Origin of the sequence: Acinetobacter lactucae (assembly GCF_013344765.1) — a bacterium.
In the GTDB taxonomy this organism is placed as follows: Bacteria; Pseudomonadota; Gammaproteobacteria; order Pseudomonadales; family Moraxellaceae; genus Acinetobacter; species Acinetobacter lactucae_A.
Map to the genome: position 1 here is coordinate 1 of NZ_JABVBF010000089.1, position 13,793 is coordinate 13,793.

General features: G+C 40.2%; 14 protein-coding genes. 11 read left to right on the forward strand and 3 right to left on the reverse strand.

The window, feature by feature from the left end:
* Positions 1–131 precede the first annotated feature (131 nt).
* The 6 genes from HUN22_RS10350 to HUN22_RS10375 all read left to right on the forward strand — a co-directional run bounded on the left by HUN22_RS10350 (position 132) and on the right by HUN22_RS10375 (position 5,843).
* Positions 132–1,100: a sulfonate ABC transporter substrate-binding protein gene (locus tag HUN22_RS10350; RefSeq protein ID WP_174728829.1), complete on the forward strand. Its 969-nt coding sequence runs from the start codon at positions 132–134 to the stop codon at positions 1,098–1,100.
* Between the two features lie 72 nt (positions 1,101–1,172).
* Positions 1,173–2,156 carry a sulfonate ABC transporter substrate-binding protein gene (locus HUN22_RS10355; protein ID WP_174728832.1) on the forward strand — a complete coding sequence of 328 codons (984 nt, stop codon included), beginning with the start codon at positions 1,173–1,175 and terminating at the stop codon, positions 2,154–2,156.
* Positions 2,157–2,180: 24 nt separating this feature from the next.
* Positions 2,181–3,356, forward strand: coding sequence for an FMNH2-dependent alkanesulfonate monooxygenase (gene ssuD, locus HUN22_RS10360; protein ID WP_005308909.1), 1,176 nt, complete (start codon positions 2,181–2,183; stop codon positions 3,354–3,356).
* Positions 3,353–4,150, forward strand: coding sequence for an aliphatic sulfonate ABC transporter permease SsuC (gene ssuC, locus HUN22_RS10365; protein ID WP_174728835.1), 798 nt, complete (start codon positions 3,353–3,355; stop codon positions 4,148–4,150). Before ssuD ends, ssuC begins: the two co-directional genes overlap by 4 nt.
* A 13-nt stretch (positions 4,151–4,163) precedes the next feature.
* The gene (locus HUN22_RS10370; protein ID WP_174728838.1) at positions 4,164–4,964 is read left to right on the forward strand and encodes an ABC transporter ATP-binding protein; all 801 of its coding nucleotides are present in this window, start codon (positions 4,164–4,166) and stop codon (positions 4,962–4,964) included.
* A 258-nt stretch (positions 4,965–5,222) separates the two neighbouring features.
* On the forward strand, positions 5,223–5,843 hold the full coding sequence (locus HUN22_RS10375; protein ID WP_009387703.1) for a TetR/AcrR family transcriptional regulator: 621 nt from the start codon (positions 5,223–5,225) through the stop codon (positions 5,841–5,843).
* 36 nt (positions 5,844–5,879) lie between these two features.
* On the opposite strand, the gene HUN22_RS10380 is transcribed toward HUN22_RS10375, so the two are convergent.
* Entirely contained in the window at positions 5,880–6,446 is a 567-nt protein-coding gene (locus HUN22_RS10380; protein ID WP_174728841.1) for a 5'-methylthioadenosine/S-adenosylhomocysteine nucleosidase family protein, read from the reverse strand.
* Between the two features lie 80 nt (positions 6,447–6,526).
* The gene (locus HUN22_RS10385) at positions 6,527–7,660 is read right to left on the reverse strand and encodes a TDT family transporter (RefSeq protein ID WP_174728844.1); all 1,134 of its coding nucleotides are present in this window, start codon (positions 7,658–7,660) and stop codon (positions 6,527–6,529) included.
* A gap of 207 nt (positions 7,661–7,867) precedes the next feature.
* On the opposite strand from HUN22_RS10385, the gene ribF reads away from it, so the two are divergent.
* From ribF to HUN22_RS10410, 5 genes are all read left to right on the forward strand, one after another.
* Positions 7,868–8,869 (forward strand): bifunctional riboflavin kinase/FAD synthetase, encoded by a 1,002-nt coding sequence (gene ribF, locus HUN22_RS10390; RefSeq protein ID WP_174728847.1) that lies wholly within the window; start codon positions 7,868–7,870, stop codon positions 8,867–8,869.
* A 61-nt stretch (positions 8,870–8,930) separates the two neighbouring features.
* Positions 8,931–11,768, forward strand: a complete 2,838-nt coding sequence (gene ileS, locus HUN22_RS10395; RefSeq protein WP_174728850.1) for an isoleucine--tRNA ligase — start codon at positions 8,931–8,933, stop codon at positions 11,766–11,768.
* Positions 11,761–12,291 carry a signal peptidase II gene (gene lspA, locus HUN22_RS10400; RefSeq protein ID WP_174728853.1) on the forward strand — a complete coding sequence of 177 codons (531 nt, stop codon included), beginning with the start codon at positions 11,761–11,763 and terminating at the stop codon, positions 12,289–12,291. Before ileS ends, lspA begins: the two co-directional genes overlap by 8 nt.
* A 1-nt stretch (position 12,292) precedes the next feature.
* Positions 12,293–12,775, forward strand: coding sequence for an FKBP-type peptidyl-prolyl cis-trans isomerase (locus tag HUN22_RS10405; RefSeq protein ID WP_174728856.1), 483 nt, complete (start codon positions 12,293–12,295; stop codon positions 12,773–12,775).
* 137 nt (positions 12,776–12,912) lie between these two features.
* Entirely contained in the window at positions 12,913–13,455 is a 543-nt protein-coding gene (locus HUN22_RS10410) for an NADPH-dependent FMN reductase (protein ID WP_174728859.1), read from the forward strand.
* A gap of 45 nt (positions 13,456–13,500) precedes the next feature.
* On the opposite strand, the gene HUN22_RS10415 is transcribed toward HUN22_RS10410, so the two are convergent.
* Positions 13,501–13,788: an ankyrin repeat domain-containing protein gene (locus tag HUN22_RS10415; RefSeq protein ID WP_368074578.1), complete on the reverse strand. Its 288-nt coding sequence runs from the start codon at positions 13,786–13,788 to the stop codon at positions 13,501–13,503.
* Positions 13,789–13,793: the final 5 nt, after the last annotated feature.

Here is a 13,793-nt window from a genome sequence, read left to right on the forward strand (position 1 = left end):
ACCTATTGTGTTTAGCTTTTTTTCGCATAAATAAAGACCGAATACTTATTTTTTCTGAAATAAAAATCCCTTTAGGGTATCTGCTCATCCAATTATTTTTTCTTTTTCTCTCTCGGGGAGCACGAAATCTCATGGCACTTTTCAACTCCACTTCATGGGCAAAATATTCAGTCATCGCGGCCAGCCTTGCAGGAGTGATGATGTTAAGTGGTTGTGCCAAAAAAGAGGAACAAGCCACCACAACCTTAAATATTGGCTATCAAAAATATGGCATCCTTCCTATTTTAAAGGCTCGAGGTGACTTAGAAAAAGCATTAAAAGAACAAAGCGTGCAAGTAAAATGGGTGGAGTTTCCTGCTGGACCTCAATTGCTTGAAGGTTTAAACGTAGGAAGTGTTTCACTAGGTGAAGCTGGTGAAGCGCCACCGATCTTTGCTCAAGCGGCTAATCCAAATTTAGTTTATGTCGCAAACCAACCTCCTGCGCCAAAAGCTGAAGCACTATTGGTACAAAAAGACTCTCCTATTCACTCTATTAAAGATTTAAAAGGCAAACGTGTTGCTCTTAATAAAGGTTCGAATGTTCATTACTTATTATTAAAAGTTTTAGAAGCCAACAACTTAAGCTTAAGTGATATTCAACCTGTTTATTTACCGCCATCAGACGCTCGTGCTGCCTTTGAAAAAGGTGCAGTAGATGCATGGGTGATTTGGGACCCGTTCTTTGCTGCAGCTGAACATCAAATTCAGGCACGAGTTTTAGCAACAGGTGAAAATTTGGTGAGTAATCATCAGTTCTATTTAGCTGACCGTAAATTTGCAGAAAATAATCCGAAAGTACTTAACACTGTTGTACAGACACTTAATAAGACCACTGAGTGGGTAAGTTCACATCAGGATGAAGCGGCCAAGCTACTCGAAAAACCGACAGCACTTGAGTTTGATGTATTGAAGACTTCCATTTCACGTATGGGTTTTGGAGTTCAGCCAATATCTGACAAGGTGGCACAAGAACAACAACAAGTAGCTGATGCCTTTTATACGCAAAAGCTCATTCCTAACAAGCTCACCATTCAAGATGCCATTTTAAAACTGAAATAAACCCAGCTTGGGCACAGCTTAAATAATCCTATAAATGCAGTGCCTGACCTCAAGGGGAACAAGGATATCAATATGCAACATCAGTCATTATTTAATAAGAGTCAGTGGGCACAATTAATTAAGCGCATCAGTGCAGTCACTGTATTAGGCTTAACAATCTCAGCGCCAACTTGGGCAATTGACCCAACTGTGAAAGAACTTCGTATTGGTTTTCAAAAAAGCTCGATTAACTTTGCGATTGCCAAACAGCAAAAGCTATTTGAACAAGAATTTCCAAATGCCAAAGTTACTTGGAACGAGTTCCCTGCTGGTCCACAAATTTTAGAAGCTTTAGCTGTCGGTTCACTTGATGTAGGCGTTACTGGAGACACGCCTCCAGTCTACGCACAAGCAGCTGGCAAGCCTTTATATTACATTGCTTATGAAGCGGCTAAACCGCTAGCATCGGCAATTTTAGCTCCTAAAAACTCGCAGCTCAAACAACTTAAAGACCTGAAAGGCAAACGGATTGCGCTGCAAAAAGGCTCGAGTTCACATTACTTACTTGTACAAGCGGTACGTAAAGCAGGCCTAAATTGGAGCGACATTACGCCAATCTGGCTTACCCCTGCCGATGCTCGCGCAGCATTTCAAAAAGGTGCTGTAGATGCATGGGCAATTTGGGATCCTTACTTCGCTTCAGCACAACTAGAAGATCAAGCTCGTGTTCTTGCATCAGGTAAAGGCTTAAGCCCGAACTATACATTTTATTTAGCAGCTCCAGACTTTGTTAAACAACATCCGAAAGCTGTTTCTGGACTCATCAAACAAATCAATCAAGCTGACAAATGGGTTCAAAGCCATCAAGCAGAAACGGCAACAGCCATTGGTCAAAGCACCGGACTAAAGCCTGCGATCAGTGACTTATTTATTAAACGTCGTCCTCGTCCTTCATCAGCCGCTCCGCTGAACAGCAAAGTGATTGCTGAGCAGCAGCAACTCGCAGACATCTTTACTCAACAAGGCATCATTCCAAAACCAATCAGCATTAAACAAGCTGTTTGGACTGCCAAGTAATTTCAATAGATATAGGTAATGCACATGAAAATTTTCTGGTTTATTCCTACCCACGGTGATAGTCGCTATTTAGGTACAAGTAAAGGCGCTCGTCAGGTTGACCATGCCTATATGAAGCAAATTGCTGTGGCAGTAGATAATTTAGGTTATGAAGGTGTACTTATTCCAACAGGTCGTTCATGTGAAGATCCATGGATTACGGCGGCTAGCCTAATTGATGCAACTCAGCACCTTAAGTTTTTAGTTGCATTACGTCCGGGTGTAACAACACCAGCTTTGGCTGCTCGTATGGCTGCAACATTTGACCGCTTATCGAATGGTCGCGTGTTACTCAACTTAGTGACTGGTGGTGATGAAGCAGAACTACGCGGTGATGGTTTATATGAAGATCATTCAACACGTTATCAAACTGCCAATGAATATGTAAAAATCTGGCGTGAAATTTTGACGCGCTCACATACGGGTGAAGCTTTTACATTCCACGGTGAACGCTTACAAGTAGATGATGCAAAACTGCTTTACCCACCTGTTCAAAAGCCTTATCCACCACTTTGGTTTGGTGGTTCTTCAGACGTCGCTGTCGATTTAGCTGCTGAACAAGTGGATACCTATCTCACTTGGGGTGAACCACCAGAAGCAGTTAAACAAAAAGTCGAACATGTTCGTGCTAAAGCTGAGGCTAAAGGTCGTAAATTAACTTATGGCATTCGCTTACATGTAATTGTTCGCGAAACCAACGAACAAGCTTGGGCAGCAGCGAACGAGCTTATCCAATATCTTGATGATGCAACTATTGCTGCGGCACAGAAAAAATTTGCACAAATGGACTCTGTAGGCCAACAGCGTATGGCAGCTCTCCACGGCGGTAACCGAGACAAACTAGAAGTATCTCCAAACCTTTGGGCGGGTATTGGCTTAGTCCGTGGTGGTGCAGGTACAGCACTTGTAGGCGATCCTGAAACGGTTGCTGCTCGTATTCAGGAATATGCAGACCTTGGTATTGATACCTTCATTTTCTCAGGCTACCCCCACCTTGAAGAGTCAATCCGTTTTGCCGAGTTAGTATTCCCGTTATTACCAATTGAAACTCGCGCTAAACTTGCTCAGCCAAATTTGACCGGTCCATTCGGTGAAATTATTGCCAACAACTATGTTCCAGACGAGAAGAAGCAAAATAGTTCCGTCAAGGAGCCTGCATGAGCAAAGCTGAAAGTATTGTTTCACGTGGAACAAAGCAAATCGGGCAGCGGTTGCTGCCTTGGATTTTCCCTATTCTTCTATTGGTTATTTGGCAAATTGCCTCAAGTTCGGGTCTTTTAGAAAGCCGTATTTTGCCGGCACCCACGGCAGTCATTTCCGCTTTTTGGCACTTACTCGTTAGCGGAGAATTATGGCATCACGTTAAGGTCAGTGCAGGTCGCGCTTTGCTTGGATTGTTGATTGGCGGCGGCTTAGGTTTGTTATTGGGTCTACTCAACGGATCTTCACGATTCGCCTCTACCCTGCTCGATACAACCTTGCAGATGATTCGTAACATCCCAGCATTAGCACTTATTCCACTCGTCATCTTGTGGTTTGGTATTGATGAAACAGCAAAATTATTCTTGGTTGCAGTAGGCGTTTTCTTTCCGATTTATATCAACACCTATCATGGGATTCGGTCAGTTGACACTCAATTGATTGAGATGGGCAAAAGCTACGGACTCTCGCATTGGCAGCTTTACAAAGAAATTATTCTTCCGGGTGCAATGCCTTCCATTTTGGTGGGTTTACGCTTTGCTTTAGGTTTGGTTTGGGTATTGCTCATTGTTGCTGAAACCATTTCAGCTCAAGCAGGTATTGGTTATATGACCATGAATGCACGTGAGTTTTTACAAACAGATGTCGTTCTGGTCGGTATTCTTCTTTATGCTTTACTAGGCAAACTGGCAGATGTTTTAGCACAGCTTTTAGAACGATATTTATTACGTTGGCACTCTGGATATCAGAAATAAGGGAGCTTAGAACATGACAAATCTGAATTTAAATATTAATCAGAATGATGTGCAGCTCATTCCTGAAGAGCCAACAGAATCACAAGAAGCTACGTTAGGCGCAGAGATTCTGATTGAGCAACTTTATAAATTCTATGGTGAGGTAAAGGTTCTTGAAGATCTTGACCTACACATCCAGCCGGGTGAGTTTTTAGCAATTGTTGGTCGAAGTGGTTGTGGCAAAAGTACGTTACTACGTTTAATTGCTCAACTTGAAAAAGCTAGTTTTGGGGAGATCAAATTTAAATCTGCCCGACATTTGCGTGAAGGCATTACTAACGATGATATTCGAGTCATGTTCCAAGATCCTCGTTTACTTCCTTGGAGAAATATTCTTCAAAATGTTCAACTTGGGCTACCAAAATCGCAACATGCTTTTGCTGAAGAATTATTAGAAAAAGTCGGTTTAAAAGAAAAATCTGGGCAATGGCCTTCACAACTCTCAGGTGGTCAACGCCAGCGTACAGCCTTAGCACGTGCCCTGTCGCATACACCGCGCATATTATTACTAGATGAACCGTTAGGTGCATTAGATGCTCTAACTCGCCTTGAGATGCAAAGCTTGATTGAGCGTCTGTGGAAAGAACAAGGTTTCACTGCCATTTTAGTCACACACGATGTAAGTGAAGCAGTGCAATTGGCTGACCGTATTATCTTATTAGATAAGGGCCAGATCGCTCAAAGCTTCCAAGTTAATTTGCCGCGCCCGCGTAAAAAGAGCATTACTTTTGCTCAACTTGAGCAACAAGTTCTCGATGCAGTTTTAGCAACTTAAGGTTGCAATGAGTAATGAGAACCGTTTAACCGAAAATGCCCAATTTTCGAGCAATAAAACTGCTGTTTTATTGCTCTTTTTTAGGGCGAAATTTAAAAAATATTTTTAAGAATAACAATAAACTAGGGGATCTCACTATTTTTTGCACAATAGTATATCTATTACGCAAATAACTAGCTGTTTTTTGATTAAAAAAGCAAGACACCTGTGCACAAATCAAACAATTTCCCTTACAATGGGAATATTATTTTTTTAATTATGCAGCAGATGGAACAAAAAAAGAGTACCCAAAAGCGCAATCAGCTTCTTGCTGCCGCCCTTGACGTGTTTTCAGTCTATGGGTTCAGTGGTGCAAGCTTGGATGAAATTGCCCAACTCGCCGACATGCATAAGTCGAATATTTTCTATTACTATGAAAATAAAGAGTCTTTATATGTAGAAGTGCTCACAACCGTTTTACAAAAATGGTTGGCCCCCTTACAAACTTTAGAAGCTGAATTAGAACCAGCCGAAGCCTTATCTCATTATTTAATTCAAAAAATCGAACTGTCTCGTAGCCAACCGAAAGCATCTAGATTGTTTGCATTAGAAATCATTCAAGGTGCTCCGCATATTTTACCTATTCTCAAAGGACCATTAAAAAAACTATTTAAACGAAAAGCTAAAGTCATTCAGACTTGGCAAGAAGAAGGAAAGATTTCCCCAGATATCGACCCTGAATTATTAATCTTAAATATTTGGGGACTTACGCAAAACTATGCAGATTTTGCAACTCAAATGGAAATGGTGACCGGAAAAACATTGCGGAACCGCAGTATGTTCCAACGCTCAATTGAGCATACAGTCCACCTGATGCTCTACGGCGTATTGCCTCGTTAAAACCAAAAAAAGATCGGCAAATTTGCCGATCTTTTTTTAGAAATGATTTTTATAAAGGGCCAAGAGTTTTTGAGCACCTAATAATAAATTTTCTTCCCAATCCAAATGTGCAGTGTCATCTGCCCCATCAGTAATATACTTCACCGAAATTAGTCGCACGCCTAACTTATGGCAGACTTTGGCTAACGCATAGCCTTCCATATCAACCACATCACAAGCTACTTTTGGCTGACCCGTTTCAAATGAGTCACCAGTTCCACATACTGCTTTTGGCAAATCAGCAAAATGTGATTGAAGATGAATTTCAGCTGGCAAGTGATCATCTAAAGGTGTTACCCCGACTTCAAACCCTAAGGGTGAAACATCCATATCCCGTTGCACAAAAGTTTTTATTTCGACCAAATCATGTCGATTAAATGCAGAGCTTCCACCTGTACCAAGATTAATTAAAGTTTTACAGCCAGTTTTCTGAATAACCTCAAATGCTTTAAAGGCAGCATTAATCTTACCAATACCACTGTAATGGACTTCAACACCTGCCTGCTCAAACAAACCTTTAGATTCATTAGGAAGTGCCATAATTAAAGCAATATCAGTGTTCATTCAAAAAGCTCAAATCAAAATTAAATAAGTTAGAAAATAAGTATAAATCAGGTGCAAAAGCTTTTTGCACCTTTTCATCATTACTGCACTTTTTGTTGTAAAGCGATTAAACACGGAGAGAAGAACAGTTGGCCGCTATATGCGCCTACTAGCGTTTTCTTCATTACCACGCCCCACATTACCAATAATAAAAGACTCAATGCCACAGCAACATATTGTAAAAATACAATTTCAACCTGATGTCCTAAGTTAAACAAAGCCAGAATAAACACACCTAATGGAAAGGTTAATCCCCACCAGCCCAAGTTAAATGGAATACCAGTCTTTGCGTGACGAAGCGTTGTTAAAATCGCAAGACCAAGCCACCATAACCCAAAACCTAAAAGCACGAGACTACCTACAACTCCTAAAGCTTGAAAGACATTAGCAAATTGTTCAAATCCTACATTTGGCGCCACTCTTTGTGTCTGCTTTCCTAGCAACAATAAACCTAATGCACCTGTACCAATCGGACCTAAAGAGAGCCAGCTAGAAATGGCGACTTCTTTTTCAGGCAACTGATGCAAAGCCATACGCAGCATTAAAATTGTCAAAATAGCAAATGCGGGTAAAACAGAAATTCCCCAAAGTACGTAGCCAGCCATTAATAAATGAAAGCTATGCAAATCTGCTGGTAAATGCGCAACTAACATGCCCGCAGAACTTGCTGCTACTTCACAGGCAACCACAGGTAAAAGCCAGATTGCAGTCATGGTATGTAACTGATGGTTCTGACGGCTAAACATGCAAAACGGTACAATCCACGCAATTACTAGAGCTAAAAAGACATCGATGTACCATAAAGCTTGGGCAATATGGATTGCCACTTCACCATAAAGCCCGACACCGAAACTTAAAAAGCCATTTAGTATTGTAACGAGCCCCATCGGGATAGCGCCTAAAAACAAGCTCATATTGGGATGATTAAAAATTTGCTTAGCTTCATGAGGGAAAAGAAACCACCGCAATAAATAAAGAACTGAAAAAACGCTGAATAAAACAATATTAAATTGCCATAACAAAGTTGCTAGCGTGAATAAAAATGTTTGAGCAAATGGCAGCTGAATCAAAATCATACTAACCACGCCAGTACCCATAGTTGCTGTAAACCAATTTGGGGTAAAATGTCGTATAACATCTTTGCTATGATTTAATTGGTAAAAGGGTTTTTTCATCTTAGTTCTCTAATCAAAGAGTGGATAAAGATATAGTAGAGCAAAGCATTAATAAGAAAAATTGATTTATTTTTATTTAATTCATCATTATTATTAATATAGAGAAATTCATTTTGAAAAATAACTGAGTAAAAACACAACAACAAGACGAATCTGTGAGATTATGGCAATATATAGCCCTTGCAAAAATAGCCATATTTTAAGTTCATGAAACTGCTTCGTCTTAATGCGTTATCGCCCAATTTTCAGTTACCTCAAACAGCGGTGACTATTGGTAATTTTGATGGTGTCCATTTAGGTCACCAAGCGATGATTGCTCAACTCAAAAAAATTGCTGCAGCACAAGGCTTAAAAACACTGGTCATGATTTTTGAGCCACAACCTCTTGAGTTTTTTAAAGGTTACGATGCTCCTCCTCGTATTAACTCATTACGGGAAAAAGTCGAATATCTAGCTGAGCTTGGGGTTGATTACATTGCAGTTGCTAAATTCGATCAGCATTTCCGTAGCATGAGTGCGTCTGAGTTTGCAGATTTATTAAAAGACAAATTAAATGCGCAGTCTTTAGTTTTAGGGGATGACTTCCATTTTGGTAAGGACCGTCAAGGCAATAGTGAATTTTTAAAAGATTATGGCTTCCAAGTCACAAATTTACATACCATTGAACTTGAAGGTGAGCGCGTCAGTTCAACCCGTATTCGCCAAGTACTTCAAGTAGGTAATCTCGCTTTAGCAGCTAAATTATTAGGCCGTCCGTACAGTATTACTGGACGTGTCCAATATGGCGACCAGATTGGAAGAACTCTAGATTTTCCAACCATTAACGTTCGCCTCAACCGCCATAAACCTTGTTTAAATGGCATTTATGGTGTTGAAGTCATTTGTGAAACAACCTCACTCACTGAAAAAGTGCGTCAAGATACACCCGAAAAACCCGGAATTGCCGGATATCATGAAAATAGCCTCTATGGCGCAGGTCATGTCGGTACACGTCCAGCTATTCAGCAAGAACATCCAGAATGGAGATTAGAAGTACATTTCCCTGATGTTTCTGCTAATCTGTATGGCTTATTTATGCGGGTGACTTTTCTTCACTATCTTCATGGTGAATTGAACTACCCTTCGCTTGAAGCACTTAAGGCAGGAATTGATAATGACGTGCAACAGTTACGACAATACCGTAATGACACGACACAATTTCCTTTTTAATTCGAATTTTGATTGTAAAACATGTCAGCTCCCAAGCTGATTAAACTGGAAGAAAACTTGCATGAGCGATAAGCAAACTCCTGAGAATGCAGTGGACTACAAAGCCACGCTAAACCTGCCGGATACTCAATTTGCAATGAAAGCAAATTTGGCAGTACGTGAAGTGAAATGGTTAGAAGAGTGGTATACCGACAACATTTATCAGCAGATTCGTGCATCGCGTATTGGCAAGAAAAAATATATTTTGCATGATGGCCCTCCATATGCGAACGGTACAATTCACTTGGGCCATGCGGTCAATAAAGTACTCAAAGACGTTATTGTAAAAAGTCGTACTTTGTCAGGTTTCGATGCACCTTATGTACCGGGTTGGGACTGTCACGGTTTACCAATCGAACTAAAAGTCGAAGAAAAAGTGGGTAAAGTAGGCGAAAAAGTTGACGCTGCGACTTTCCGTAAACTTTGCCGTGAATATGCGCTAAAACAAATTGATTTACAACGTACTGACTTTAAGCGTCTAGGTATTCTAGGTGATTGGGATAATCCTTATCTCACCATGAACTATAAACAAGAAGCTGATATCGTTCGTGCTTTAGGTTTAATTCAAAAAAATGGTCATATCCAGCCGGGCTTAAAGCCAGTGAACTGGTGTATGGACTGTGGTTCTGCGCTTGCTGAAGCTGAAGTTGAATACGAAGATAAAAAATCTGACGCAATTGATGTCGGTTTTGGTGTTGTAGATTTAAAAGACTTAAGTGCTCGTGTAAATGTAGATGTTCAAGATCCAACAGATATCGTGATCTGGACAACTACACCTTGGACATTGCCAGCTAACCAAGCTGTTGCGTTGCATGCCGAAATTGAATATCAATTGGTACAAGTGACGACTGAACGCGGTAAGCAAAACTTCATTCTTGCTAAAGACTTAGTTGCTTCAGCAATCGAACGTTATAAACTTGAAAACCCAGTTGTTTTAGCAGATTTTACTGGTTCAGCTCTTGAAAAGCTTACTTTACAGCACCCTTTACTTACTGATCGCCAAGTTCCGGTTATTTTAGGTGAACACGTTATCGCAACAAGCGGTACAGGTGCCGTACATACAGCACCTGGCCATGGTGCAGATGACTATAAAGTAGGTCTTCAATACAACCTAAAAGTAGATAACCCAGTCGGTGGTAACGGTGTTTATCTCCCAACTGCTCCAATCTATGCTGGTGAACACATCTATAAAGCCAATCCAAAGATTATCGAAGCTTTAGGTGCGGTAGGCCGTCTATGGGCTCATCAGCCAATTAAGCACAGCTACCCACACTGCTGGCGCCACAAAACTCCAATTATTTTCCGTGCTACACCACAATGGTTCATTAGCATGGATCAAAAAGGTTTACGTGACGGTGCACTTAACGCGATTGAAAATGATATCGAGTTTGTACCGAACTGGGGTAAAAACCGTATTGAATCAATGATCGAAGGTCGTCCGGACTGGTGTATTTCACGTCAACGTACTTGGGGGGTTCCGATTCCATTCTTCGTTCATAAAGATACGAACGAATTACACCCTCGCACACCTGAACTCATCGAAGAAGTTGCTCAACTGATCGAAGAAGAAGGTATCGAAGCATGGTTCAAACGTGAAGCAAAAGATTTCATTGGTGAAGATGCTGAACAATATAATGCTGTTCGCGATACTCTCGATGTATGGTTCGACTCTGGTACAACGCATTACGCTGTACTTGAGCAACGTGATGAATTAGAAAGCCCTGCCGATTTATATTTAGAAGGTTCAGACCAACACCGTGGCTGGTTCCAATCTTCTTTATTAACGTCTATGGCAATTCACAATCGTGCACCATATAAAGCCTTGTTAACTCATGGTTTTACCGTCGATGAAAATGGCCGTAAGTTATCGAAATCTTTAGGCAACTATATCCCGCTTGAAGAAATCATCAAACAGCTTGGTGCCGATGGTTTACGTCTATATGTAGCTTCTAGCGACTATCGCTATGAAATCGCAGCATCGAAAGAAATCTTCAACCGTGTAAGTGATAGCTATCGTCGTATTCGTAATACCCTACGCTTCTTGCTTGCGAACCTAAATGGTTTCAAACCAAGCACAGATGCTTTAGCAGTAGATGACTTAATTGCGCTAGATCAATACATTTTACAACGTGCGAATGAAGTACAACAAACCATTATCACTGCCTATGAAGAAATGAACTTCCATGTGGTATGTAGTGCGTTAACAAGCTTCTGTATTAATGACTTAGGTGGTTTCTACCTAGATATCATCAAAGACCGTCAATACACCACTAAAGCGGATTCTCAGGCACGTCGTTCTGCACAAACAGCGCTTTATCATATTGTTCAAGCATTTATCCGTTGGATGAGCCCAATCTTAAGCTTTACCGCTCAAGAAGCTTGGCCACTGATTCCAGAACAAACTGAAAAGTATGTATTTACTTCAGAATGGTATGACTTGCCTGTTTCATCAAAAGCAAACTTGCTTTCTGAAGAAGATTGGCAAACATTGATTAGCGTAAAATCTGCAGTAAATAAACAGATTGAAGCAGCGCGTAACGCTAAACTTGTCGGTAGTAATCTTTCAGCCAAAGTTGAACTTTGGGCAAATGAATCATTACAAGCGGTTTTAAACCAACTGGCTGATGAACTCCGTTTTGTTCTTATTACTTCGCAAGTAGTAGTACATCCATTTGCTGAGCAAGGTGAAGCAACTGAAATGGAAGGCTTACGTGTACAAATATCTGCAGCTGAAGGTGAAAAATGTGCACGTTGCTGGCACGTCCTCCCAGATGTAAATACACATGCCGATCATCCTGGTTTATGTGGTCGTTGTATTGTGAACGTCACTGGTCGTGGCGAAGTGAGAAAATATGCCTAATTCACAAGCTAAAAAAGGCTTATTTCAGTTTTATCCACACAATCTGATTTGGCTTGGACTTTCCGTCCTTGCTATTGTATTGGATCAATGGACAAAATGGATTGCGAGTACACATCTAAACTATGCAGATCCTGTACCCGTACTTCCATTTTTAAACTGGACACTATTACATAACTATGGTGCAGCTTTTAGCTTTTTATCTGATGCAGGAGGATGGCAACGCTATTTCTTCACATCTTTGGCGGGCTTAGTTTCAGTACTTTTTGTGTTTTGGTTAATGCGTATGCCTAAAAAAATGGTGGTGCTACCTGTAGCCATCGCTTTAATTTTAGGTGGAGCATTAGGCAATTTAATTGACCGTATTGCCCTAGGTTATGTAGTCGATTTCATTCATGTTTTTTACCAAAATCATCACTTTCCAGCTTTTAATATCGCAGATAGTGCCATCACTCTAGGTACGATTTTACTACTCATTGATACATTCTTCCTTGAGAAGAAACGTAACCAAAATTCGGATGCATAATATGACCGAAATTATTCAACCTAACGAAGAAATTCGTATTCAAGAAGGCTCTAAAGTCGACCTACACTTTTCTGTATCTATCGAAAATGGCGTAGAAATTGACAATACACGTAGCCGTGAAGAGCCAGTTAGTCTGACGATTGGTGACGGAAACCTTTTACCAGGTTTCGAAAAATCATTATTCGGTTTACGTGCAGGTGACCGCCGTACAGTACACCTTCCACCAGAAGATGCTTTTGGTCCGTGGAATCCAGAAAATGTTCAAACTTTCGATACAGTTAAGTTTGAGCAACGCCCTATTCCTGGTCATATGATCGAGTTTGAAGATAAGGCAAAAACCACCTTATTCGGTGTAGTAAAATCAGTTAATGATGACATTACAGAAATTGATTTTAATCATCCCTTAGCTGGGAAAAACATTACCTTTGAAGTAGAAATATTCAAGGTTACTCCTGAAGGCCAACAAGGCATTAAGCTAATGTAAATAAAAAAGCCCTCTAAATGAGGGCTTTTTTATGATTCAATTTTTATTAGTGACATAAGAATCCTTACAAATTCTATATTCTCCCCAACCTATGTAATGAATTAAGTTATAAGTATAAAAATCCTTGGGAAAAATACATGCTGGTCTATATTATTGTAGGAAGTGTTCGTGAAGGGCGCACAGCTATTAAAATTGCTAATTGGGTAGAATCAACAATTCCAACATTCGGTCTAGGTGATTTCCAAACCGAAGTAGTCGATTTAAAAGAATGGAATTTACCACTATTTTCAGGATCCCATCCACCCGCTACCGGAATTTATGATCAACCTAAACAACAAGACTGGGCAGACAAAATCGCACAAGCAGATGCATTTATTTTTATCAGTCCAGAATACAATCATGGTTACAGTCCAGCTTTAAAAAATGCTCTTGATTATGTAGGTAAAGAATGGAGTGGTAAACCCGCTGCATTTATTGGTTATGGTTCAACGAATGGTTCTCGCTCTATTAGCCAGATACGTCAAGTTACCTCAAGTTTAAGTATCATTGATCCCAACGCTGTCATAGAGATTCGGGATATTTTTAAACGTAATAAAGATGAAAAATTCGAAGCTAATGAGTTTGAAGTAAAAGGTCTTCAATCCATTGTTGAGAAATTACAGAAATATCATTTATCTTAAATGTAGAAAGGCCTCTTTTATCAAGAAAGAAGAGGTCTTTTAATTTTATAAACTCTTTAAATACTTCACTACATCAGTATTACCCGCCATTTCTGCAAGCTCTAATGCTGTATATTCACTTTTATAAGTGACTTGGGCACCTTTTCCTACCAAGAGTTTAACTATCTCTAAATGATCATTTTCAGCAGCTGCTTGCAAAGCACTATAGCCTTCATCGTCTGTCTGATTAGGATCTTGTCCTTCTAAAAGTAATTGCTCTACCTGATCTAGGTCCCCCAAAGAAGCCCAATAGACTAATTCAGGAAGAGAGAGTTCTTCATCATCTTCAGGTATTGAAG

Excerpts from the sequence above, each read along its gene's own strand:
- HUN22_RS10370 (WP_174728838.1), top strand. The coding sequence starts at position 4,164 with ATGACAAATCTGAATTTAAATATTAATCAGAATGATGTGCAGCTCATT.
- lspA (WP_174728853.1), top strand. The coding sequence starts at position 11,761 with ATGCCTAATTCACAAGCTAAAAAAGGCTTATTTCAGTTTTATCCACAC.
- ssuC (WP_174728835.1), top strand. The coding sequence starts at position 3,353 with ATGAGCAAAGCTGAAAGTATTGTTTCACGTGGAACAAAGCAAATCGGG.
- ileS (WP_174728850.1), top strand. The coding sequence starts at position 8,931 with ATGAGCGATAAGCAAACTCCTGAGAATGCAGTGGACTACAAAGCCACG.
- HUN22_RS10355 (WP_174728832.1), top strand. The coding sequence starts at position 1,173 with ATGCAACATCAGTCATTATTTAATAAGAGTCAGTGGGCACAATTAATT.
- HUN22_RS10380 (WP_174728841.1), bottom strand. The coding sequence starts at position 6,446 with ATGAACACTGATATTGCTTTAATTATGGCACTTCCTAATGAATCTAAA.
- HUN22_RS10385 (WP_174728844.1), bottom strand. The coding sequence starts at position 7,660 with ATGAAAAAACCCTTTTACCAATTAAATCATAGCAAAGATGTTATACGA.
- HUN22_RS10375 (WP_009387703.1), top strand. The coding sequence starts at position 5,223 with ATGCAGCAGATGGAACAAAAAAAGAGTACCCAAAAGCGCAATCAGCTT.
- HUN22_RS10405 (WP_174728856.1), top strand. The coding sequence starts at position 12,293 with ATGACCGAAATTATTCAACCTAACGAAGAAATTCGTATTCAAGAAGGC.
- HUN22_RS10350 (WP_174728829.1), top strand. The coding sequence starts at position 132 with ATGGCACTTTTCAACTCCACTTCATGGGCAAAATATTCAGTCATCGCG.
- HUN22_RS10410 (WP_174728859.1), top strand. The coding sequence starts at position 12,913 with ATGCTGGTCTATATTATTGTAGGAAGTGTTCGTGAAGGGCGCACAGCT.
- ssuD (WP_005308909.1), top strand. The coding sequence starts at position 2,181 with ATGAAAATTTTCTGGTTTATTCCTACCCACGGTGATAGTCGCTATTTA.
- ribF (WP_174728847.1), top strand. The coding sequence starts at position 7,868 with ATGAAACTGCTTCGTCTTAATGCGTTATCGCCCAATTTTCAGTTACCT.